The sequence below is a fragment of the Clostridioides sp. LIBA-7602 genome, from assembly GCF_056688945.1.
In genome coordinates this window covers 835,199-858,619 of record NZ_CP196991.1, presented here as the reverse complement: position 1 = coordinate 858,619, position 23,421 = coordinate 835,199, and the positions used below count along the sequence as shown (strand labels likewise).

At 30.1% G+C, this 23,421-nt stretch carries 22 protein-coding genes and 1 tRNA gene; 3 read left to right on the top strand and 20 right to left on the bottom strand.

What is annotated here, in order from left to right; all coding sequences use genetic code 11:
- Positions 1-135 precede the first annotated feature (135 nt).
- From ACTG45_RS04265 to ACTG45_RS04255, 3 genes are all read right to left on the bottom strand, one after another.
- Positions 136-876, bottom strand: coding sequence for a flagellar motor protein MotB (locus ACTG45_RS04265; RefSeq protein ID WP_021383541.1), 741 nt, complete (start codon positions 874-876; stop codon positions 136-138).
- A 20-nt stretch (positions 877-896) separates the two neighbouring features.
- On the bottom strand, positions 897-1,685 hold the full coding sequence (locus tag ACTG45_RS04260) for a motility protein A (RefSeq protein WP_479918224.1): 789 nt from the start codon (positions 1,683-1,685) through the stop codon (positions 897-899).
- A 93-nt stretch (positions 1,686-1,778) separates the two neighbouring features.
- A tRNA-Ser gene (locus ACTG45_RS04255) sits at positions 1,779-1,869 on the bottom strand.
- A 260-nt stretch (positions 1,870-2,129) separates the two neighbouring features.
- Here ACTG45_RS04255 and ACTG45_RS04250 point away from each other — a divergent pair.
- Positions 2,130-2,894 carry a DeoR/GlpR family DNA-binding transcription regulator gene (locus tag ACTG45_RS04250; RefSeq protein ID WP_021383536.1) on the top strand — a complete coding sequence of 255 codons (765 nt, stop codon included), beginning with the start codon at positions 2,130-2,132 and terminating at the stop codon, positions 2,892-2,894.
- Between the two features lie 254 nt (positions 2,895-3,148).
- Here ACTG45_RS04250 and ACTG45_RS04245 read toward each other — a convergent pair whose 3' ends face one another.
- Entirely contained in the window at positions 3,149-4,264 is a 1,116-nt protein-coding gene (locus ACTG45_RS04245) for an ethanolamine utilization protein EutH (protein ID WP_021383547.1), read from the bottom strand.
- Positions 4,265-4,304: 40 nt separating this feature from the next.
- Positions 4,305-5,831 (bottom strand): glycerol kinase GlpK, encoded by a 1,527-nt coding sequence (gene glpK, locus ACTG45_RS04240; protein ID WP_021383544.1) that lies wholly within the window; start codon positions 5,829-5,831, stop codon positions 4,305-4,307.
- Between the two features lie 290 nt (positions 5,832-6,121).
- Here glpK and ACTG45_RS04235 point away from each other — a divergent pair, with 290 nt between their 5' ends.
- Complete coding sequence (locus ACTG45_RS04235; protein WP_479919900.1) at positions 6,122-7,219, top strand: pyridoxal-phosphate-dependent aminotransferase family protein; 1,098 nt, start codon at positions 6,122-6,124, stop codon at positions 7,217-7,219.
- A gap of 478 nt (positions 7,220-7,697) precedes the next feature.
- Here the strand turns inward: ACTG45_RS04235 and ACTG45_RS04230 are convergent, their stop codons facing one another.
- Positions 7,698-8,210, bottom strand: coding sequence for a hypothetical protein (locus ACTG45_RS04230; protein ID WP_479919899.1), 513 nt, complete (start codon positions 8,208-8,210; stop codon positions 7,698-7,700).
- A gap of 542 nt (positions 8,211-8,752) precedes the next feature.
- On the opposite strand from ACTG45_RS04230, the gene ACTG45_RS04225 reads away from it, so the two are divergent.
- Positions 8,753-9,628: a DUF4300 family protein gene (locus ACTG45_RS04225; RefSeq protein WP_479919898.1), complete on the top strand. Its 876-nt coding sequence runs from the start codon at positions 8,753-8,755 to the stop codon at positions 9,626-9,628.
- A gap of 170 nt (positions 9,629-9,798) precedes the next feature.
- On the opposite strand, the gene hisJ is transcribed toward ACTG45_RS04225, so the two are convergent.
- The 14 genes from hisJ to ACTG45_RS04155 form a co-directional block, all read right to left on the bottom strand.
- Positions 9,799-10,578 (bottom strand): histidinol-phosphatase HisJ, encoded by a 780-nt coding sequence (gene hisJ, locus ACTG45_RS04220; protein WP_479919897.1) that lies wholly within the window; start codon positions 10,576-10,578, stop codon positions 9,799-9,801.
- 320 nt (positions 10,579-10,898) lie between these two features.
- On the bottom strand, positions 10,899-11,249 hold the full coding sequence (locus tag ACTG45_RS04215) for a DUF8180 domain-containing protein (RefSeq protein WP_479919896.1): 351 nt from the start codon (positions 11,247-11,249) through the stop codon (positions 10,899-10,901).
- A gap of 15 nt (positions 11,250-11,264) precedes the next feature.
- Positions 11,265-11,681 (bottom strand): DUF3842 family protein, encoded by a 417-nt coding sequence (locus tag ACTG45_RS04210; protein WP_021383528.1) that lies wholly within the window; start codon positions 11,679-11,681, stop codon positions 11,265-11,267.
- An 18-nt stretch (positions 11,682-11,699) separates the two neighbouring features.
- Positions 11,700-11,891 carry a CooT family nickel-binding protein gene (locus tag ACTG45_RS04205; protein ID WP_003418375.1) on the bottom strand — a complete coding sequence of 64 codons (192 nt, stop codon included), beginning with the start codon at positions 11,889-11,891 and terminating at the stop codon, positions 11,700-11,702.
- Positions 11,892-12,041: 150 nt separating this feature from the next.
- Positions 12,042-12,857, bottom strand: a complete 816-nt coding sequence (locus ACTG45_RS04200) for a lipoate--protein ligase family protein (RefSeq protein WP_479918220.1) — start codon at positions 12,855-12,857, stop codon at positions 12,042-12,044.
- 46 nt (positions 12,858-12,903) lie between these two features.
- A complete protein-coding gene (gene lipS2 / locus ACTG45_RS04195) occupies positions 12,904-13,842 on the bottom strand; it encodes a LipS2 family lipoyl synthase (RefSeq protein ID WP_479919895.1) in 939 nt (312 codons plus the stop codon).
- Entirely contained in the window at positions 13,839-14,711 is an 873-nt protein-coding gene (gene lipS1, locus ACTG45_RS04190) for a LipS1 family lipoyl synthase (protein WP_479919894.1), read from the bottom strand. Before lipS1 ends, lipS2 begins: the two co-directional genes overlap by 4 nt.
- A gap of 24 nt (positions 14,712-14,735) precedes the next feature.
- Positions 14,736-16,664, bottom strand: coding sequence for a corrinoid activation/regeneration protein AcsV (gene acsV / locus ACTG45_RS04185; protein WP_021383466.1), 1,929 nt, complete (start codon positions 16,662-16,664; stop codon positions 14,736-14,738).
- A 111-nt stretch (positions 16,665-16,775) separates the two neighbouring features.
- On the bottom strand, positions 16,776-17,153 hold the full coding sequence (gene gcvH, locus ACTG45_RS04180) for a glycine cleavage system protein GcvH (protein WP_003418363.1): 378 nt from the start codon (positions 17,151-17,153) through the stop codon (positions 16,776-16,778).
- A gap of 86 nt (positions 17,154-17,239) precedes the next feature.
- Positions 17,240-19,366, bottom strand: coding sequence for an acetyl-CoA decarbonylase/synthase complex subunit alpha/beta (acsB, locus tag ACTG45_RS04175; RefSeq protein WP_021383474.1), 2,127 nt, complete (start codon positions 19,364-19,366; stop codon positions 17,240-17,242).
- Between the two features lie 56 nt (positions 19,367-19,422).
- Positions 19,423-20,229 (bottom strand): carbon monoxide dehydrogenase/acetyl-CoA synthase methytransferase subunit, encoded by an 807-nt coding sequence (acsE, locus tag ACTG45_RS04170; RefSeq protein ID WP_021383485.1) that lies wholly within the window; start codon positions 20,227-20,229, stop codon positions 19,423-19,425.
- Positions 20,230-20,278: 49 nt separating this feature from the next.
- Entirely contained in the window at positions 20,279-21,646 is a 1,368-nt protein-coding gene (gene acsC, locus ACTG45_RS04165; protein ID WP_021383529.1) for an acetyl-CoA decarbonylase/synthase complex subunit gamma, read from the bottom strand.
- Between the two features lie 30 nt (positions 21,647-21,676).
- Positions 21,677-22,621 carry an acetyl-CoA decarbonylase/synthase complex subunit delta gene (gene acsD / locus ACTG45_RS04160; RefSeq protein WP_021383503.1) on the bottom strand — a complete coding sequence of 315 codons (945 nt, stop codon included), beginning with the start codon at positions 22,619-22,621 and terminating at the stop codon, positions 21,677-21,679.
- Between the two features lie 19 nt (positions 22,622-22,640).
- Entirely contained in the window at positions 22,641-23,411 is a 771-nt protein-coding gene (locus ACTG45_RS04155; RefSeq protein ID WP_021383511.1) for a carbon monoxide dehydrogenase accessory protein CooC, read from the bottom strand.
- Positions 23,412-23,421 lie beyond the last annotated feature (10 nt).

Below are 23,421 nucleotides of genomic sequence, written 5' to 3'. Positions count from 1 at the left end.
ATCGTTTAAACATTATATATTTAAGATACCATATATTCTTCCAAAAAGGTAACTTACTGTTCATCTATTTTTAATTTTTACATAAAAAAACTATCTCTTTTTAGAAATAATTCTGCCTTGAGATAGTTTGTTTAACTATTTATTTTCACCAACATTTTCTACATTATCATATTTACTATCAACTAAGACTATATCAACTCGTCTATTTTTTGACATACCATCTTGAGATGAATTTTCTGCTATTGGTCTAAATTCGCCATATCCTACAGCAGATAATTTATCTGGTGCTATACCTGCATTGTCAATAAGAAGTTGAACAACATTGGTTGCTCTCATAACTGATAAATCCCAATTTGACTTAAACTCAGAATTTTTTATAAACATGTTGTCTGTATGACCTTCTACCCTTATGTAACTATTCATTTCATTTAACATCTTACCTATTTGAATAATTTTATCTCTAGAATTATTCTTTACAACTGCTTTTCCAGTATCAAATAGTATGGTATCTTTAAGACTTATTACTAATCCTCTATCCTGAGCTTTTAATGATACTGAATTCGCCATACCATTTTCATTTAAATACTTCTGAATTTCCTCACCAACTTTTTTGAACTCAGCATTTTGTAAACTATCTAAATTATTACTTCCTGGTTCAACTACTGGCTCCATTTGGCTCTTACCACCTTCAATAACCCCAGAAGAATCACCAAATGCAGAATTTAGAGATTCAGATAATTGTTTATATTTCTCTGCATCAACATTACTCATAGAATACATTATGACAAAGAAAATCATAAGTAGTGTTATGAGGTCTGAATAAGTTAAAAGCCATCGCTCATTGTTTTCTTCTTTTTCATCTTCATCATGTAACATAAATATTCCATCCTTTTATATTATTCAGCTCTACTATCTGTTCCTTCAAGTTCGATTAATTCTTTTGAATTTAAAAATATTTTTAATTTTTCTGTCATTAAATTAGAATTATCCCCCTCAAGTATAGATAATATTGCTTCTATCACCAAAAGTCTTTCATTTATTTCTTGTTGGTTTATAGCTTTAAGTTTTGATGCTACTGGTATCCATATTAAATTGGCAGAACCAACACCATATAATGTAGCTAAAAATGCAACGGATATTTGAGGACCCAGTGCATCTGGATTACTCGAAAGATTACCTAAAATATGTACTAATCCCATAACGGTACCTATTATCCCCAGTGTAGGTGCAAATCCCCCTGCTGAATCAAATATTGATATACCCTCTTTATGTCGTTTTGATGTTATCTGTATCTGTGATTCCAAGATATTTCTTATAGTAGCTGCATCAACTCCATCTACCATAAGTTCAAGCCCTTTTTTAATAAAAGGGTCTAAATCATTATTGTCATTTATTTCCTTATCAATGCTTAGAAGCCCCTCTTTTCTAGCTTTTATTGCAATTTCTTTAAAATAGATTATATTTTCTATGTTGTTAGGTTTTTTATTTTTAAAAGCTAACAACATTATCTTTATAGATTTTTTAAACACGGGAAATGGCGTTGAAGCTCCAACAGCTCCTATAGTCCCACCAAAGACAACAAGTGCTGATGAAAACACAAATAGTGCTCCAATATGTCCTCCATCAATAACGAAAGCAACCACTAAAGATGCTATTCCCACTATGAAAAAAATTAAAGTTGTCATCTATTCCCTCCTTTCTTTAGTTCTGCTTAGTAAATTACTTTTATTAAAGACACTACAAAAAGACTACCTTTAACAAGAATAGCCTTTAATAATTGGCGGAGAAGGAGGGATTCGAACCCTCGCACCGGTTACCCAGCCTAATCCCTTAGCAGGGGATCCTCTTGAGCCACTTGAGTACTTCTCCAGATTGTCTTTACTAGTAAATTATATAATAAAATTATATTTTAGTCAATTATTTTATAAAATTTAAGTTATTTTGAATTATTAAATATCTATTTTTACTTTTTTGCTTAAATGTAAGTTTCAAATATGGTAAAATTATCTTGCATAATACTTATAATATTATTTGATAAATATACATACATTAACAAATATACATAAATCCTGACTTAATCATAAGTTATGCTCAAAGCTAAAATAATATTAATCCAAGGAGGATATTCTATGTTACCACAGGAAAGATACGAGAAAATTTTAAGTATTCTCGAATCAGATAATATAATTAAAATAAATGACATAGTTCAAATGTTTGACATATCAATAGAGACAGCACGAAGAGATTTAGCCCATATGGAGAGTATTGGACTTTTAAAAAGAGTCTATGGTGGTGCTATACCAGTTATAGCAAGTAGTGTAGAACTCAACTATGTTAAAAGAAAAAAAATAAACTCAAATGATAAAAAACAAATTGCAATCAAATGCAGTGAGTTTATAAATACAAATGATACTATTTTTATGGATACTGGAACTACTGTTCTTGAAGTTTCAAAAAATTTAAAAGACAAAAAAAATTTAACTGTAATAACCAACTCAATTTTAGTGGCAAATGAACTTATGAATACTAATATAAAAGTATATGTACTTGGTGGTTATCTTAGAGAAACTGAAGGTTCTTTTTCTGGCCCACTCACACTATCAGCTATTGAACAATTTAATGTTGATAAGGCTATTTTAGGTGCTGGAGGTATCACTCTTGAAAATGGTATTTCTGACTATCATTTGGAAGAAGCACTTGTTCGAAAAAAAATGATTGAAAGGTCTAGAAAATCTATAGTGGTTGTTGAACCTCCTAAGTTTGGTATAAATTCATTTGCATCAGTGGCTCCTATAGAACATATAGATACTATTATTACATCCTCTAATATAGACCATGATATAATAATAGAATTTTCTCAGAGAGGAATACCTTTAGTCATAGCAGATAATTAGTTCATATGATTGGTTTTTAATTCCTTGGCATAATAAATTAAACTTAAGGAGCCAAATAATTATTTATTTAGCTCCATTTATATCTAAATAATACTTTATATTTTTTATTATGTTACTATTTTGAGATTAGTTTAATACTCTCAATTACTTCAATGTTTTATGCTACTTTATTATTTTGAACTATTTAATTATATTCTTAGTCATTTGATTTTTTAATTTAAAGTAACTTAAATTCTGTTTAAGTACTACTCATTTCATACAACATCTTTCTTAACTCTAACACTTTGTTCTTCTTCTAAAGTTAAGTCTTTTGTCATGACCATAGCAAGTGCAATTGCCAATACTCCACCAACCAACTTTCCAATTACAACAGGCGTAATCATCTCTGGCACTACTCCTGCTGTAAATCCTAAATGGTCTCCTAGAGCTGCTGTAGCACAAACCAACCATGCAGTATTTACTACTTTTCCCTTTGGTCTCATATCCTTCATCATTTTATATACTGGAATACTATTAGCTAAAGTAAATACTAACCCTGCTGCACTGGTCGCATCCATACCTAATTTACCTCCCACCATTGTAAGTGGTTTATTAAGAACTTTAACTAGCAAATGCAATATTGGAAAAGTACCTAATAATACTATTGCAATACTTCCAATTACTTGAATTCCTTCTCTTATTGGTGTCATTCCTTTTATAAGCACTATTCCTGTTATTTCTTGAAATGCAGCGGCTCCCAATCCTATTGTTATTAATATGGATATAAATTTCCCAAAAATTAATGACCCATTTATCATAAGTGTAGAATTCAATTTTAATCCTACTGCTAATATTACTGCCAATATTATCACTGGTATCATATTTATAATTACCATTGATAAGTTAAATCCTGCTATTAAGCCTCCTACAATACCTCCAAAAGGTATAGTTATCAATCCTATCAGTAAGCCTTTTGCAAAAAATGGTCTATCTTCATATTCTATAAGCCCTAATCCTACTGGTATTGAAAATACCAATGTACACCCAAGCATGGACGACACAACTAATCCTGCAAGCATTCCTGCCTCTTTATTATGTGCAAGTTCCATGGCTAATGGATACCCTCCCATATCATTGGCTAAAATAGTAGCAAACATAGATGGGTCTGCTCCACAAAGGTTGAAGATTGGTATTATCACAGGTCCTAACACATCTGAAATGACTGGAGCTAAACAAACTATACCAACCATTCCTAATGCTAATGGCCCCATTGAATTAAATCCTTCTTCAAACTGCTCTCCAAGCCCAAACTTATTCCCAATTATCCTATCTAATGCTCCTAAAAGCACACCCACAGCCATTATGTATAATATAATTTTATCAAAGGGCATATTTATTTCCTCCTGTATATGTAAAATTCTCTATTGTACTTTAATTAGCACACATTTTTTTGGTATCGTTTTCCCAATTCATAGCTCTTTTTACTGCTTGATTCCATCCAATTAGTATCTCTTCTCTTTTTTGATTAGTCATATTTGGGATATATTTTTTACTTACTGTAAATTCACTTCTAATTTCATCAATACTATTCCAAACACCACAAGAAAGACCTGCCATATACCCTACCCCAAGCACTGTTGTTTCAGGATTTTCTGCAATTTCAATTGGTATATCTAATATGTCAGCTTGAAACTGCATTGTAAAGTTATTTTTAGTAATTCCACCATCCACTCTCAACATTTTTATATCTTTACCTGAAGCTAAATTCATAGAATCAACAACATCTTTAACTTGAAGTGCAACAGATTCAAGAGTTGCCCTTACTATATGCTCTTTTTTAGTACTTCCGGTTATCCCAACCATTGTACCTCTAGCATATTGGTCCCAATAAGGTGCTGCTATCCCTGCAAATGCTGGTACAAAATACACACCACCAGTACTTGATATGGAGTTTGCCATATCATCAGTTTCCGAATAATTTTTTATAACTCCAATTCCATCTCTAAGCCATTGTATTGCAGCACCTGCTATATACACACCTCCATCATAAGCATAAGTAACTTTATCTCCTATCTTCCAAGCAACAGTTGTCAATATACCATTACCTGCTATATTTAGCTCCTCACCTATGTTCATATATAAGAAACAACCTGTACCATAAGTATTTTTGACCATCCCTGGTTCAAAACATCCATTACCAAACAAGGCTGCTGGTTGGTCAACCATTGAGGCAGTGATTTTTATAGAAACACCACAAAATGCCTCTTTATCTGTAGTTCCAAAATCACCACTAGTAGGCATTATATCTGCTAAAATACTTCTAGGTATTCCTATAATATCAAGTAACTCTCTATCCCAATCCATATCTCTTATATTAAAAAGCATCGTTCTTGCTGCTGTGGATACATCTGTTAAAAAGGATTTTCCTCCTGTCATTTTCCAAATTAACCAACTATCTAATGTTCCTGCAAGCACTTCTCCATTTTTTATTTTTTCCTTTACACCTTTTACATTATCTATTACCCATTTAATTTTTGTACCTGAGAAATACGGGTCTATAATTAATCCAGTCTTATCTATTATTTTATTTTCTAGACCTGGCACCCTCTTTAAATTTTCCACATAATCGTAAGTTCTCCTGCACTGCCATACAATAGCATTGTAAAGTGGCATCCCTGTATTTTTATCCCATAGCATTACTGTTTCACCTTGATTATCTATACCAATTCCTTTTATATCACTTTCATTAATTCCACTTTCAAAAGCTTGTTGTAATACATTATTACTTACAGTTTTTGTATTATTCCAAATTTCTATAGGGTCATGTTCGACGTATCCAGATTGCGGATATATTTGAGTATGTTCCATATAATCACTAAAAACAAACTCTGATTTTTCATTTATTAATACTGCTCTTGTTCCTGTTGTTCCTTGGTCAATTGCTAATACATATTTCACTTTAAACGTCCCCCTTTATTTTCAGAATTAATTAATTCTTCTTTATTTTTTGAATATAAAATCTATTCAAGTTATTTATATTTTATATCATTCTGTGGATTTATACAATATTTATTACGATATTTTTTGTATTTTTTAATTTAAATGATTTTAAAAGTATTTTAATTAAAATATTATTGCAATATTTACTATTTTATTCTATAATCTAGTTAAAATAACACATAATATCATAATATTTACACATAAACAGTCATCACAAATTTTAAATTAAACTTTAAGGAGGATTTACAATGAAAAAAACATATCTATTTAGTCCTGGACCAGTAATGGTTACAGATAGGGTTAGAAACGCACTTCTTCACTATGATATATGCCATAGAGGAGATGAGTTTATGGATTTATTCAAGGATACTCAACAGAAAATCAATAAACTATATAATGCAACTTCTGATTATTACTCATTAGTTGTATCTGGTTCTGGAACATCTGTAAATGAATGTGTACTGTCTTCTATATTCGATAAAGAAGATGCTGCTTTATTAGTTAGTAATGGTGTTTTTGGAGAAAGGCTAGAAGAAATATTATCTGCTTATAACGTAAAAACATACAAGCCCAATTTTGAATGGGCAGAATATCCAGACTTAGACATTTTAGAAAAATATATAATTGAAAATCCTGATATAAAAGTAATTGCTATGGTATTTCATGAAACTAGCTCAGGAATGATAAATCCAATACCTGAACTAGGAAAACTTGCTAAAAAGTATAATAAAATATTCTTTGTAGATGCAATAAGTGCCTCTGCTGGAGAATATATTGATGTGGATGAGTTTGATATAGATATAATAACTGGTGTTGGTGGTAAAGCTCTTGGTGCATTCCCAGGCTCTGCATATCTTTGTGCTAAAGAAAACATTTTACAAAATATTAAAGAAAATCAATGTAAAAATGTGTACCTTAGTCTTTATAAACACTACAAACTTGCAAAATCGTCCTCTCAAACACCAAATACACCTAATGTCACTTTAATATTTGCTCTTAATGAAGCTTTAACTGAGTTTTTAGAAGATGACAATAAAATAGAAAGATATAGAGAATGTTCTGCTATTTTAAGAAATGGAATGGAAGAACTAGGTCTAACATTTTTACTTCCAGATAAGTATATGTCTAATACGGTTACCTCTGTGTTTTTGCCTAAAGAAATAGATATAAATGAGTTTATATCGGATTTAGAAAGGGAAAATGGTTATGTAGTATATCCTGGAAAGGGCAAATTCTTAGATGCTAATATCTTCCAAGTTGCAAACATGGGAGAAATATATCCAGAAGATTGTTACAAATTTTTAGATGTCTTAAAATCAAAACTAGAAATTAAAAAAGCTATGTAAATATTTATAAAATTGACTTATATTACTGTTTAGAATTATTGCAAAATCCTGTTTTATCATAATAGAAAAATTTATTTCAGCATGGAGTAAACATTTAATACCCTTTCTTTCTAATACTCTTTAATCTTTATTGATTAAATTCTGTAGAATATTAGTATAAATTAAATAGACTGACTTTTTAAAATATTCATTTAATAAATTAGATTTTATATTTTCTATAAGGGTGAACTCTAAATATATAAAGTTCACCCTCATATTAAATTTTATATTGATGCAATTTTTTATATTTAATTATTTTATATTTTTAATACAATCGTGTTTACATTTAATTATCTTACATTTTAATACAATCATTTTTAGATTTAGTTATCTTATGTTTTTAATACAATTGTTTTAGATTTAGTCATCCTATATTTTTGATACAACTTTTTACATTTAATTATTTTATATTTTAATACAATCGTGTTTACATTTAGTATTATTTTTCAAGCTCATCAAAGTAATTATATACAACAACTTCGCCTGTTTCTTTATCTGTTGTCTTTATAATCCCTTTAGCTCCATTTACTTCTTCTTTTGTAAATTCATCATCTAACACAACTTTAAATTTATCTTCATTCCCATATCCTTGTTGGAATTCTTCTCTTAAAATTGCATTTTTTTCTTCTTTTGGCTTCAATTCAAATTCAATTCCAGATTTCATCTCATCGAAATAATTTAAGATTACAACTTCATTATTCACCTTATTAGTTGTCTTTATAATCCCCTTTGCTCCATTCACTTCTTCTTTTGTAAATTCATCATCTAATGTTATATTGAATTTGTCTTCGTTTCCATACTCCTCTTGAAAATCTCTTTTTATCTCATTGTATTTAGTTTCAAATTCCTTGCTCTCATTTAATTCCATAGCTGATACATTTGTCAATGATACTCCTATCATCATAATTGTTAATGCTGAGACTACACCAGTTTTAAATTTTTTTACTTTCATATCTTACCTCCTAAATTAAATATTCTCAATGCAATTATATAAATAAAATCCTAAGTTTTACAGTTTCATTCTTGTAACTAAAATTACTGTTATGTAACCAAACTTTTCATTTCAACTATTCCTTAAAAATCGCTTTTTTGAGGAATAGTTGAATTTAAATAATAATATTTTTATACTTATTAATAGCTTTAAAATCAAACTAAGCAAATAATTTTTTGATAAAATAAAAGTTTTTAGATACTTCAATCCTACTTATTTACTTAAAGTCTTATAATAATCAAATTAAAAATCTCTCCCTATTCTAGCAATAATCTATTTATTTTTACTATACAAAGTATCTCAAAATATCAAGAGTATTTTTCTTAATATTAAAAAAATATATACCCCATATTCGTATATATATTTAAATATTAAAAAAAAGTTTTAAATAAAGTTATATTTTTTACAACAGTTTTGTAATTAAAAACATATTGAAGATAAAATTAAATGTACTATATACTATAAATATGTCGACACAATAAATTTAAAAAGGAGAGATATAAGTGAAAAAAAAATTATCAATAGTAATATTATCCATTGCTTTAGTGTTATCAAGTATACTTACTATCTTTGCATATTCAGCTGTTAAAAATAATAAATTAATATACTCTAATATGATAGATAAAAAAATTCAAAATGATGTAAAAAAAGTTTTAGAAAAAAATAAGGTTGATAAAAAAGATGTAGATGCATTTATTAAAGCAATTAATAGTTATAACAAACAGCAAGTTAAAATACTGCAAAATAATATAAGTTTATCTAAATCTGGATATTCTTCAACTAATGCAAAACAAGTTCCATATGACATAGAAAAATTACAAGATAATTGGATGAAAAAATTTCCTGATTATATGGATGTAAATTGTAGAATAACAGCCTTTAGACTTTTTAAAGATTTTATAAATTCAAACAAGAAATTTACTGGAGATTCCATTGATTTAAGTATAGATTTAGATACTATATCAAACAATAAAGATGCTAAATTTAGCCCCAAAGATGTAGAGAAATTTATCAACTTTTTTTCTGCAATACCGGCTAAAGATACAAATGATATAAATAAAAATGCAGAACAAATAAAAAAGGAATGGAAAAAGAGAAAGATATCTTTTAAAGATAATAAAAATATGTCCATTATAAGTGGTTTTCTTCGTTATCCAGAAACTAAAAATGTATTTATAGGTCATACAGGTATATGTATTAAGACTGACAAGGATATTTTATTTATAGAAAAGTATGGAGTTACATCGCCTTATCAAATTACCAAATTTAAAAGTAAAAAAGATGTGAAAAATTATATGTTTAATAGATTGAAAATGACAGAAGGTGGAGGAGAATTACTTGACCCGATAATAATGGAAAATGATAAACTTATGAAGTAATCACTTTAAGCACAAAATAAGCTTTCTAAGTTTTAAATTAATACAAGAGCATACAAATAAAATATATTAGTTTTAAATTCTATTATTGTTTTAAATTAGCCAAATTTACAAAAGACTGTAGATAAATTTATTTTATACAAACTTATCTACAGTCTTTTATGTGAACATATCTAAAAAATATTATAGTTATTTATTTCCTCTGCACAATGAGAATCTGAGCCTAAAACTAGTGGAATGTCATATTTTTTTACTAACTTTAATAAGTATCCATCTATATATGGTTCTTTACAATACTCTTTTCTATTACCAGATACATTGTAGTCAAGTTCATAACCTTTTTCTTTAACTAACTTTATTAACTCTTCAAGAATTTTATTTCCTTTATAATCATATGGAAATGCCTGATTGAACTTTCTAACTAAATTTAAATGACCTATTCTTCTTGGCTTATGTATTCCTAAGTCTGAATTTACAGCTTTTATCAAGGTTTCATAATACTTATTATAAACAGCTTCAATACTACCTAGCTTATCAATTAAATTTTGAAACTCTTCCACACTGTAATCTACACAATAATAAGTATCGTCAATCTTAATTATATGTACTGACAAAAGAGAATCTTCTAATTCATCTCCATATTTATCTAAGTTTTGCTTTATTCCCTCTTCATAACCTTCTATAAAGTCTACTTCTGACCCCACATTTATCTTAATTTTACCCTTATATTTTTCCTTCAGTCTCTTAACATCATTGAGATACTTTGGTAAGTCTTCAATACTCATACAACTATCATTTTCAGGAGCAGGGTCTTTAAATCCATCTGCATATGGAAAATGCTCTGTAAATGTCATTTCTGTTATGCCAACATCAATTGCTCTTTGTATGTATTTTTCAAAATCATCCTTACTTCCATGAGGACAATAAGGTGAATGTATATGACCGTCTTTCATAAATAGTTCATCCCCTTCTTTAAATAAAAAATTTAATATAAACATAAAAATTCTTTAAACTCTAAAATAAAATCTTTTAACCATACTAAACTTTATTATATCTAATATTAAAGTAATTTTAAACAGTCTTAATGCTATCTTAACATTAGTACTATCTTTTAATAGTAATACTCCAATATGTCAATACTAAGTATCACATAACCCAATTTTATAATAAAATTTACTCATTAAAGTATATTACATACCTCCTAGAAATTTCAATAATTAAATATCAAAAACATAAAAATCGCTTATATCAAACATATAAGCGATTAATTATATTACATATGTTTTTTAGCCTCTAATAACATCTTATTAGCCTCTTCCATACACTCTATAGCTTTTTCGATACTCTTTGCTGTCTCTTCTTTTCCAATAGCTCTAGCTTTTTCAACCCACTCTCTAAATCCTTCTTCATGAGTTTCATTGTGATTTATCCAGTGTACTAAAAGTATTTTTAAAGTTTTTTCATCTTTAGACTCTGATGATTCCTCATGGCTATGTTCGTGGTCATGGTCATGAGCATGGTCATGCGGATGTTCATGACACATATCTCCATGAGTATGTTCGTGGCAGTGGTCATGGTCATGATTACCATGATGATATCTTACAATCTCTCTATCAAAAATCATTAGTTATTCCCCCTGTTATTTTATATTAAATTCTTTTTTTATAAGATTTACAGAATCTTTTACAAGTAGTGCTAATGGTTTACCTTCTAATCCAACTAATTCTATATTTTCTGGCATAATAGGTAACAGTATCTTTAGTGCCTCACTGTCTGAAATAGCTTCACTTATATTACAAGTAACTTCTCCCATCATAGAATTAGGTATTATTACAGAAATAGGTGCAACTACTATATTTGCTTTTTTAGCTGACACTACTATAGCATTTTCCCCTGTAGCCCCTTTATTAGCATGAGCCTTCATCATAGAACTAGTTGCTATAGAATTAGTCCCTAGTGCATAAATTTCTACATATGTAGGTAATTCTTCTCTCAAAGAAGAAACTATCTGGGCTCCAATACCTCCACCCATTCCATCTATCACTGCTATTATCATATGAAATTCCCCTATTAATTAATTTTCTTGTATTATTATCTTATGGTCCATCAATCTTATTTCTTTAATTATCCCATCTATTATCTTTTGCTCTCCTAGTAAATCAGTTAAATAAATCTTTCCATCACAAGGGTCTATATTAACCACATTTTCCATAACCTTTTCTAACTCATTATTACTTTTACAAATGAAAGCTGATGATTCACACATATAAATCTCCTCCTAATATGATTTTTATTAAAAATCAAAAAAAGATTCCCTTAGGTATTTCAATACACCAAAGAAATCTTCATGATTTCAATTTTCGTATATTATTATACCTTAAGTATAGCACTTTAATTTACATAAAGTCAATTAAAGTTAACGCTTTTTATTGTACTCTTCATTCTTATATTTTTCATATAATTCTTTAGCTAATTGCTTCTCATAATCAGTCAAATCGCCTTCTACAAACTCAACATTAAATTGGTCAGCTAATCCTTTTACTATATTTTCTTGCAGAATATCTATGTCTATTTTTTTGCCAAGTTCATTTTCTATTCCACTAGCCTTCTTAGCTGTAAATTTCATAGCCCTTTCCTTAAATTCTGGTGTTTTAGTTTTTATTAATTCAAATAATTTTTCTACATCGAAATTCAATATTATTGAACCATGTTGCAATAAAACTCCATCTTTTCTGCTTTGAGCACTCCCAATAACCTTCTTATTATTAATAGTAACTTCATATGATGCATGTGCATTAAAACATGCAGCTGATAGATTTTCCCTACTTATTCTTTCACCTCTATTTAAATTATCTGTTTCTACTCCACTTAAATTTAATCCTTTAACTAGACCTTCACTTATATATCTATAAGATAGATTAATACTCTTGTCAATCAAAGGATTCTCTTCTCCTATAATTATACTATAAGTTAGCTCATTATCATGTAATACAGCTCTTCCCCCTGTAATTCTTCGAGTATAATCTATATTCATGCATCTACATTTATCCAAATCTATCTCATCTTCCAATTTCTGAAAATATCCTATACTTAAACAAGCTGGCTCCCATGTATAAAATCTAAGTGTCGGCTTATTGTGTCCTTTCTTATATGCAGTAAATATAGCTTCATCAATTGCCATATTCATTGCACCATCATATGATTTATTATGTATAACTCTCCACTGATTCATGATTATTACGCCCCCATCTTTAGTATAAATATATCCTAGAAATCATTTATAAATTTATTTCTCTTATAGCTAAATCTATCTCACTTTGATTTAAAGGTCTTGAATAGTTGTATATAGTACTTCCTGGTCTTTCATTATAATATGGTCTATTACAATCCTTACATCCTCTTATTTCAAAAGGATATCCTTTATTTATGTCTTTTATAATATCCTTATCAAGTTTTATACTATCTAAATATCCATTTTTAAATTCAAAACATTCTTTTGAGTAGCCTTTATTTATCATATAAGACATTAATTGTGCCCTTCTATAACTTTCAATCTTTGGCTGACTTATTTTTTCCATTTTAGTTCCTCTAACTGGAGTAAATGCAAATAAGCTAATCGTTATATTATTTTCCTTTAAATAATTATATAAGTTATATATATCCTCATGACTCTCACCCATACCAACTATTATATGAGTACTTATTTTATTAGGATATGATTTTGACATCTCAGTTATAAATTTTAACTTTTCATCATAATTATTTCCTTTTATTTTTTCATACAATTCTTTATTTGCTACGTCTATAGCTATTCCTATTTTATCTACTCCTGCTGAAAAAAACTTATTTATTTCTTCATCACTCTCTAATTTTGCAGATAATGAAATCGGCATATCTATTTTACCATTTATATAATTTATAAAATCTAAAACAGACTTATGTGCTTCTTCACTTGCCATTGATTGAATACATATTCTCTTTATATTTTTCCCTTTATAAATTCTTAAAGCATCCAATATTTCTTCTTTAGAAAACTCTGGCCAAACTACTCTCGATAACTTATCTTTTCTAGTACTACTTTCTATTGATTGAGAACAAAAACTACATTTGTTTATACATTTTTCTCCAATCATTATATATGCTGTAGTAGGAGGTATATCGCTTTTTTTGTTTAATATTCCAAGTTCTATTGCAGTCCCAGATGATAGTCTAATCATAAAACGCAACACTCCTTACACTCAGTTATTGTCATATTCATTTCTATAGCCTTATTCTTAGCAGACTTTGATGGTAATACTATTCTATTGATTCCACACATTATAGATAGCTGGTCTAGCTCTTTTCTATACGTTCCTCTTGGTCTCATACAGCCTAGATTAATTTCAGTATATGGTAAATTAATTCTAGCTTCACATAAGATATCTGCTACACCTTCTAGCTCAGGTGGTTCTACATTCTCATACTCAGTTCCTTTTGTTGGAATAAGTACTATAAATGTAAGTTTATTAGGAGGATTTTTTTGTAGATATTCTATAATTTCATATTCACCCTTTATTTGTCCTCCCTTTAAACCAATACATATATGTGGTGCTACTTCTGTATTTTCTCTTATTGTATTATAAACTTCGATATAATCGTCTTTACTTTTTTCCATCTTATAAACTTCTCTTATTGTTTCTTTATCAAATACTAAATCAAAAGAAACTATATCTAAATACTTACACAACTCTATAATGCTATCTCTATCCATAAGCCCTAAATGAGCATTCAATCTATATCCTTGTTTTTTTAAGTCTTTAATAGTCTTGATATGTGTATTTATTGGAACATCTCCCTCATAGCTACAACCACCACTTAATAAAAAACTAGTTATATTTCTTGACTGTACTTTTTCTTTATAATTCTCGATTGGCACCATATTGTTTAAGTAGTGACCATTACAATGAGCACACTTTAAACTACATTTATTACTTGTAGTACTAAGTGCTAGTGTCTGATTAGGATAAGCAAATTCTATTTTATTCCCAAAATTATTTAGTCTAACATCAAAAGCCATTTTCATTTTTTCAGATAAATTTTTATTCATAATTTATTCCTTTTAAGTTATGTTTTACTCTTCAAGTAATCTTTTTGCTGTTGGGAACTGCTCTATATTTGTATGTGGTAAGAAGCATGCAGATATAAATTCATCCATATAACTTGGATATACACTAAGTTCAACATAAGTCATCTGATTACCTATTTCTTCAAGCTTATTTTTTGCATCTTTACTTATAAGAGCTAAGTAAGAACCCACAAGAGAACTATTTCCAATATAAGTGAATTTTTCTCTCTCAATATCAGGAAGTAATCCTATAATTATTGAATTTTCTATGTCTAAGTTATTTCCTATACCACCTGCTATATAAACTCTATCTAATATGCTAAAGTCCATACCTAAGCTATCTACAAGAGTATATGCACCTGAATATATAGCTCCTTTAGCTCTGATGAAGTTATCTATATCAACTTCATTGACTACTATATCATTTTCTAAATCAAATTCTTCTTTAAATGCTAATACATATTCTCCTATCTCATGCTCATTAAATCTAACTCTCTTATTATCTAAATCTCTGTATATCTTACCTCTTCTATCTATTACACCTTTAGTAATCATTTGGCAAATTAAATCAATTATACCAGAACCACATATACCAACTGGAGCACATTCATCAATAATCTTTAAAGTTGGCTCTAAAGTTTCTTTATCAATAGTTACTTTTTCTATTGCTCCTGCTGATGCTCTCATTCCACAGCTTATACCTCCACCTTCAAAGGCAGGTCCTGCTGAACATGCACAACTCATCATATAATCTTGATTACCAAATACTATCTCTCCATTAGTTCCTAAATCTATAAATAAAACATTTTCTTCACTTGACCATATACCTGCTGATAATACACCTGCTGTTATATCTCCTCCTACATAACTTGCAACAGATGGAGCTAAGTACACATATGCACTGTCATTTACAAAAAGACCTACATTTTCACCCATAAGTTTTGGAGATTTTAAAAATGGAGGTATGTAAGGCTCTTGTCTTAAGAAGTCTGTATACACACCTAAGAATAAACTTGTCATGGTTGTATTTCCAGCAGCTACTAATGTAACTACATCCTCTTTATTTATGCCATTTCTTTCGTATATTGTTTTCAATAGAGGATTTATAGTTTCTTCAACTATAGCTTTATTAAGTGTCTCTAATCCATTTTTCTTAGTTGAATATATAATTCTATTTATAACATCTGCTCCGTATTTTATCTGTGCATTTCCAGAAGATGCTTTGTCTACTACTTCTTTTGAATATAAGTCAACTAGGCATACAACTACTGAAGTTGTACCAATATCTATTGCAACTCCATACAATGAATTTTCTTTGTTGCCTTCTTCTATATTTATAATTGTAAGCTTCTTTTGTTTTTGGACGTATGTTATTGTAACTTTAAAATCGCTCTTTCTAAATACTGTTGGCATCTTTCTAAGTATATCTAGTCTAAAATCTATTTCATTATATCCTAGATTATTTCTAACGTATCTCTCTAATCTATCTACATCACTTATATTATCATCTAAGTTTGGCTCTTCCATTTCTATGTATTTCTTTTTTATATTTGTTTTAAATTGAAGATTATGCTCTTCAATTATCTTTTTAGCTCTTTCAAATATTTCTCTATCTTCTTTTTTATTACTACCTTCTATCTTCATACCATGCATAGAAGATGATAGTTTAGAAGGAACTTCAATTTCTATATCTGAGACTACTTTTGTACAACAAGCTAATATATAACCTTGCTCCCACTCGTCATCCGTTATATGTCTTGTTTTTTCTGTGTCAACTTTCCCGTTCAATAATTTTACCTTACATTTACCACAGGATACATTTCCATTACAAGGAGCATCTATAAATACATCTGCATTTCTTGCAACTTCTAATAATACGTCCCCTTCATTGCAATAAACTTCTTTATTGTTTGGTGTAAAAGTTACTTTTATCATACTATCCCTCCCAATTTGTTCTATATATTATAAAAGGAAAGTATAGCTAAATTTGCGTGCACTCAAATTTTACTATACTTTCCCCAATTATAATAATATACTAATCTTTAATTATTCTAATCCAGCCTCGTATTCTTTATCACTTAATAACGTATCAAGTTCAGCAACATCAGCTAGCTTTACTTTTAATATCCAGTTTTCGTATGGGTCTTCATTTATACATTCTGGCTCATCTTCTAATTTTTCATTAACTTCTAATACCTCACCATTAACAGGAGATATTAAATCAGAAGCTACTTTAGAAGATTCAACTACTCCAAAATCTACTCCCTTAGTTACAGTATCTTCTACTTCTGGTGTTTCAACAAATAATATTTCTCCTAATTGATCTTGAGCATAATCTGTTATACCTATATATACAACATCTCCATCAATTACTTTCACCCACTCATGATCTTTAGAGTATTTTAATTCTGGTAATAATTTCATTTCGATAGACCCCCAATATTATATTATTGATTAAATTATTTAAATCATATTAATATTATATCACACTATTTTAAATTTTCCATCAATTACATTACACTTTCCATAGCTAATGCTGGATGACCTTTTTCTTCTAAGAAAGCTAATACGCCTTCAGAATCGTCAGCTATAGTTTCATCACAAACCATATCACAGAAGTTTTCTATTCCAGTCATTTCTTTAACTGTAGCATTTAATTTATCAGCTACATAATCTTTTAATTCTTTTGGCATCCAAACTATTCTTTCTGGCCCACCTTCTGCATAAGCAAACTTTTTAGAAGATATGAAATGTCTTCCATGTCCCATGAATCCTGGAGTTTGAACTCCTCCACCTGTCATAGAAGCAAGTTCTCCGAAAGTCATACCAACTGGAGTAACACTTGGGAACTCTCTATTAACTACAACAAATCCGTTTGCTTCTGGCATTATACCACAGATACACTCGAAGCATCCACAAGAAGTCATAGGGTCTTCTAATATAGAGTATAATGTAACAGCTTCAACTGCACCTTGAGATATTTGGTTTACAGTTTCATTTACTGAATTCCATACACCTGTTCTATCGTCTAAGCACTCGCCTTTTTCTATTGGTTGACAAGGACCTGTTGGGTCTAGTTCTTTAGTAGCTTTAGCATCTAACCAACTAACTGCTCCACAAAGACCAAGTCTTTCAGGAGTAACAACACAAACGTGAGCTGGTGCAAATGATTGACATAAGTTACAAGAATAGAAAGTATCAACACTTTCATCAACTAGTGAAGCTAATCTTTCATCTCTAGCATTGTACTTAGCTATTGCTTCACCTTTTAATTCAGAAACTTTTTCAGCATCTGTAATTATAGTTATTTCACACTTATCAACTACTGATTCAAATTCATCTAACATCTTAGCATATAAAACTTCTCCTATATGCTCAAGTCTAAATCCTTTATCAAATGCATCTTTAGAGATTCTTACCCAAGCCATATCTCTTTGTCCAACGTGCATTACACCTTCTATATAGTTTAAGAAGTAGTGGAAACGTCTTTCAAGTACTGGCTCGAAATCATCTTGCATGTTTTTACCAGCTATCTTAACTATTACAGCAAGTGGTAATCTCAATACACCATCTGCTTCAACTTCATCTATATTTGGTCCTATTATTTCTATCTTATGGTCTTCAACTTCTGCTGCTTCTTTCTTAACAACAAGTTCCCAAGCTTCAGTTCTATTTCCACCAAACTCAGCAAACATATCACTCTTTCTAATTCTCTCACCTTCAAATGCTGCTGCAAATGAAACTGGGATAGGTATTTCAGTAACTTTTATTTTTATTCCTCTAGCTTCTAATGAAGTAGCTACTATCTTATCATAATCTTTTTGAGTTAATAAGTTCATTGGAACTTCAAGAACTGTTTGGTCAGTTACAACTGGGAATCCTAAAGCTATTGCTCCAGCACCTGCAGATACAACTAATTCACTTAATGGTCCAAATGCATTAACAAATGCAGGAACTCTATTAGCTGTGTACTCTAATAATCCGTTTAAATCACCAGGAGTTAATCCACCGAATATTAATGCTGCTCTTACTGCAACAGATACAACGTGGATAACAGAAGTTACATCGTATCCTAGAGGTATAACTCTTAGTTCAAGACCCATTTTTACTCCAGCTTCTATCGCTTGGTCTATAACTTTACCAACTAAGAAAGTTAATAAACCTTTAGATTGGTAATCTTTTATAACTTTTGCTGCTGATTCAGCATCAGGACATTCACCAAGAACAACTGCAACACCAGGTATATCTCCTGTAACTAGTGGTACACCAAGTGATCTGATTATAGGGTCAGTTATATGACCTGCACATGGCTCACTATATGGAGCATCCATAGTTGAGTATTTTAATGCTTCAATTACTTCTGCAGCTAAAGCTGTAGCCAAACCAGCATTAAAAGCATGTTCTAATAAATGAGTTCTGTTTATTAAAGATTTTACTACTTCTAAAGCAGCTTCTAAGTCCCCTAAAGTGTTCATTTTTTGTCCTGTTGCAGCATATATACAAGGTAATGAATATGCTGTGTCAGGGAATGCAACTTTATGTTCTTTTCCATTTTTTTCTATAGCTTCAGCTAGCATAGCTTGAGCTGCACCTAAAGCTTGTTCTGACCCTGTAAAGATTATATTATATAGATTCATTCTATTTCCCCCTTTAATATTTATACCTATTTTTTATTAACTATACCCTAAAAACCCTAGAAAGCAAATCCACCTTCATTTAACTCTAAGAAAGAGTCTGCATATAAAGATGCCCCATTGATTATGTCACAAGATTTTACAGTTTTCATTAATTCTGGGTCACATGGATTCATTATAGCTGAACTAAATCCATTGGCCATTGCCATTGCTAAGAATGCACTATCTAAAACAGGTCTAACATGTTTAGGACATCCATTAGATACGTTAGATAATCCTCCTGTAGTTAAAAGTCCCATTTCAGTCATCATTTTTATAGCTTCTAAAACTTCTACTTGTTTTTCTTGCATACCTTTTATAACTAAGCATAATGGGTCGAATAGTATATCAGTTGGTTCCATTCCTAACATTAAGCCTTTTTCTAATATTTCTTGGCAGTAAGCCATACGCTCATCATTATCTCTTGGGATACCTTCTTTTGCACATAAGCCTATAACCATTGATTCATATTCAGCTGCTATATCTATTAAATCAAATCTTGAACCAGCATCAGCAGAGTTTATTATTGGTTTTGCATTAGTTCTATCATAAACTTTAAGTCCAGCTTCAATAGCTTTTTTATTAGCTGTATCTAGTGCTATAGGAACATTGTTAAACTCAGATTGAAGTAATTTGATTCCCCATGTCATTATTTCTTCGCCATCTCTTTCAGCAGGTCCGATATTGAAATCTATATAATGTGCTCCTGCTTCTAATTGTTCTTTCGCTCTTTTTAATATTGGAGCTGGATCTCTTTCTGCTAATGCCTTTCTTATTGAAGGTGAGATACAGTGTATTCTTTCACCTATAATCATAAATTTTTCCATTTATAATGTCCCCCTTTAAATTTAATATTAATAGTTAGTTAATATTTTATTAGTTTGTTTGGCATGCTTTTTCTTGGTATCCTTTTAAGAACTTAGGTAATTCCATAGATTCTTCTGGTCCTATAACTACACTCCATCCTGGTAAATTGTCTTCTATATCACCTTTAAGTACTGCAACTTTTCCTGGAATGATAAGGTCTTTACAATTAGTTACTTCTTCTACTTTACTTTCTTTAATGAAAGCAGAGATTGAATTTCCACCAAATTTACCAGCAGCCCAAGATGTAAGAACTGAATATCCACCTGCATCTGGTATTACTAACCATACTGGAACTTTTGATCTTTCTATGTCTCCAGCAACTATGAAGTAAGTTAATGCAAAGTCAACAGTAACTAATACTGGAGAATTTTCATCTGGGTTATTGATTGGGTAAATCTTTGGTTCAACTCTCATTGGTCTTTGTGGGTCAGTGTATATATTTTGTCTTAATGCAAATAATGGTAATGCCTTAGCGTAACTGATATCATCTATTACTATTATAGAACCGTATTTTATAGTAAACATTGATGATAAAGCAATTTCCATCATAGGGTTAGAATTAGATAATCTATTTGCAAATACTATTGAAGGATATCCAAATGTTCTATCTTGCTCTTTTAAAGCTATTCTTCTAACTTGTATAGCATTAGTGTAAGTATCTTTTATGTTTTCTCCAGTTACATCTAATACTAATTCTTTATATCCAGCAGCTTGAACTAATTCAACTGTTTCATATAATTCTTCTAGGCTACCAGCTTTTACACCTAATGGTAAACTTGCTCCTTTAACTACTTCTATCATATCTTTGTAGTTCTCTTTAGTTGCTCCATATACCATTGGTCTAGCATCTTTTAATACTTCAACAGCTTCTTTAACTGCTTGTGCATCATCACAAGCTAAAATGTAAGCTACTTCTAATCCACTGCCTTTTATTTTATCTATTAATTTTAAATATGCGTCTTTGTCTCCACAGTACTCTAAAACAACCATTTCAACTTTCATTTGTTCACCAATTCTTACATAGTCAACTTTTTTCATGTTAGCTATTTTAGAATCTACTGCTTCATCACTCATACAAGTACAGAATGAAACTGCATATCTATTTCTACTTACTAATGTTTTTTCATGTCTAAATAATACTGTTTCCCCACCTAGTTCATATTCAGATGCACCAGTACCAACTTTTAAAGCTTTCATTAAAGGTGCTGTAGCTTCTGACAATTTCGCTATAGCGTCATCAGACATGTGTGGGCATTTACCTACTTCTACAGCTCCTGAAGCAACCTTCATAGAGAAAGCCATACAAGTTGGGAATCCACAATCCTTACAATTTTTCTTTGGTGTTAATTTAAATATATCTAAAGCTTTTAATGCCATTATTTTTTCCCCCTAACCTTAACAATTTAATTAAGCTAATGCGTTAACCAATTCTTTTATAGTTTCTATTGATTTTGGATGACGAAGTATAACTGCGTTTGAACCACCTACTAAAACACTTGCTGCAGTTGAAACTTCCATTGCTATAGTTCTTTCCTCTGGACAACCCCAATCTGGCTCATCTTCTATTGGAGCTATAGCTTCTTTAACATGACCTACTTCAAAAGCTACTGGTGTTATGATAGGCATTTGTAATGTCTTATCATTTTGACCAAATGCTGCAAGTCTAATTCTATCCATAGTAGATGCAACATACTCATATCCATAACCAACTGCTGAACATCCAACATTCATAACTATATTTTCGCCTTTAACGCCTAATTGAGTTAACAGTACGTTTAATTGTTTCGCTAGGTTTATATCAACAGAAGACTCAGCTCCAACTTTGTGTGCATAAGCCATACCAGCTGATGCTCCTACTCCTTTGTAGTTATCTTCTACCGCTGACATAAATAAGCAGTTATGTCCATCTAATGTTTGAGCTAATTTTTCAAACAATTTACCATCTTTTTCATGATTTCCTGAACCAGCTACAACTAAAGGTAATTCTATTGCTTCAACTACTGCTTTAGCTACATCAGCACATTCATCAACTGACTTATCTAATCCATTTGGGTCAGAACCATCAAATTTTAAACAAATAAAATCTGCTTGTGTATTAGCTTCAACATATTTAGCCCATTCTACTGGACAATTAGCTACATCTTTGTATAACTCTTTATATGAATCAGTCCAGCTTTCAGGGTAAACGTCTGATATTTGTATACCTATTTTTGGAGAATTCCCTACTTCTCCATCAAAACTATAAAAAGGTAATACATTTTCCCCACCTAATTTAATTGCTTTTTCCCCTATTCCTACTTCAACTTCTGATATTTTTCCAGAATATTTTTGAGTAGACATTTTAAATGCCATATTTTTTTCCCCCTTAAACCTATTTTAATTCTAATTTAGCAAAAATCTCTTTCATAGCCACTTTAGATTTTGAATCTTCAGGTAAATTAACTAAAGGAATACCTGTAGAGTCATATTCATATATCAATTCATCCATAGGTACAACACCGATTAACTCTAGGTTATGTTTTTCAATTTCTTCTTTAACACCATCATTCATAACCCCATTTGGAACTTTATTTACAATTAGAAGTATTCTTCCAACATTTAACTTTAGTTCCTCAGCTAAATCTCTTATTCTAGCAACAGCTTGTATGCTACGTCTTGAGCAATCACTAACCAATAAAAGTGTGTCAACATGTCTAGTGACTTTTCTACTTAGATGTTCCATACCAGCTTCGTTGTCCATGACTAAGTATTTGTAATGACCAGATATTTTGTTTACTTGTTCTCTAAGTATTCCATTTACAAAACAATAACATCCTTCACCTTCTGATCTACCCATTACTAATAAGTCATATCCTTCGCCTTCTTCAATTATAGAGTTCAATCTAAATTGTAGATATTGTGCTTTTGTCATACCACCAGGGAATGCATTGCCTAACTTTTCTCTTTGATTTACTTCTTCTCTTATTTCTCCTATCGTTGCTTCAACTTCGATACCTAATACTTCATTTATATTAGCATTGGCATCAGCATCTACAACTAATACTGGTCCCTTATTGTCCTTAACCAAATAATCAATCAAAAGCCCTGTGAGACTTGTTTTACCAGTTCCACCTTTTCCTGCAACAGCTATATTGTATCCCATTTTAAGACTT

Coding starts and splice junctions, on each gene's coding strand:
- ACTG45_RS04205 (WP_003418375.1), bottom strand. CDS start 11,891: ATGTGTGAATCATCAGCTTTCATTTGTAAAAGTAATAATGAGTTAGAA.
- acsC (WP_021383529.1), bottom strand. CDS start 21,646: ATGGCATTAAAAGCTTTAGATATATTTAAATTAACACCAAAGAAAAAT.
- ACTG45_RS04245 (WP_021383547.1), bottom strand. CDS start 4,264: ATGCCCTTTGATAAAATTATATTATACATAATGGCTGTGGGTGTGCTT.
- ACTG45_RS04215 (WP_479919896.1), bottom strand. CDS start 11,249: ATGATTTTTGATAGAGAGATTGTAAGATATCATCATGGTAATCATGAC.
- ACTG45_RS04155 (WP_021383511.1), bottom strand. CDS start 23,411: ATGGGATACAATATAGCTGTTGCAGGAAAAGGTGGAACTGGTAAAACA.
- ACTG45_RS04235 (WP_479919900.1), top strand. CDS start 6,122: ATGAAAAAAACATATCTATTTAGTCCTGGACCAGTAATGGTTACAGAT.
- acsB (WP_021383474.1), bottom strand. CDS start 19,366: ATGAATCTATATAATATAATCTTTACAGGGTCAGAACAAGCTTTAGGT.
- gcvH (WP_003418363.1), bottom strand. CDS start 17,153: ATGAAATTATTACCAGAATTAAAATACTCTAAAGATCATGAGTGGGTG.
- ACTG45_RS04250 (WP_021383536.1), top strand. CDS start 2,130: ATGTTACCACAGGAAAGATACGAGAAAATTTTAAGTATTCTCGAATCA.
- acsD (WP_021383503.1), bottom strand. CDS start 22,621: ATGGCATTTAAAATGTCTACTCAAAAATATTCTGGAAAAATATCAGAA.
- acsV (WP_021383466.1), bottom strand. CDS start 16,664: ATGATAAAAGTAACTTTTACACCAAACAATAAAGAAGTTTATTGCAAT.
- lipS2 (WP_479919895.1), bottom strand. CDS start 13,842: ATGATTAGACTATCATCTGGGACTGCAATAGAACTTGGAATATTAAAC.
- ACTG45_RS04210 (WP_021383528.1), bottom strand. CDS start 11,681: ATGATAATAGCAGTGATAGATGGAATGGGTGGAGGTATTGGAGCCCAG.
- lipS1 (WP_479919894.1), bottom strand. CDS start 14,711: ATGAATAAAAATTTATCTGAAAAAATGAAAATGGCTTTTGATGTTAGA.
- hisJ (WP_479919897.1), bottom strand. CDS start 10,578: ATGAAAGACGGTCATATACATTCACCTTATTGTCCTCATGGAAGTAAG.
- ACTG45_RS04230 (WP_479919899.1), bottom strand. CDS start 8,210: ATGAAAGTAAAAAAATTTAAAACTGGTGTAGTCTCAGCATTAACAATT.
- ACTG45_RS04265 (WP_021383541.1), bottom strand. CDS start 876: ATGTTACATGATGAAGATGAAAAAGAAGAAAACAATGAGCGATGGCTT.
- acsE (WP_021383485.1), bottom strand. CDS start 20,229: ATGGAAAAATTTATGATTATAGGTGAAAGAATACACTGTATCTCACCT.
- ACTG45_RS04200 (WP_479918220.1), bottom strand. CDS start 12,857: ATGAATCAGTGGAGAGTTATACATAATAAATCATATGATGGTGCAATG.
- ACTG45_RS04260 (WP_479918224.1), bottom strand. CDS start 1,685: ATGACAACTTTAATTTTTTTCATAGTGGGAATAGCATCTTTAGTGGTT.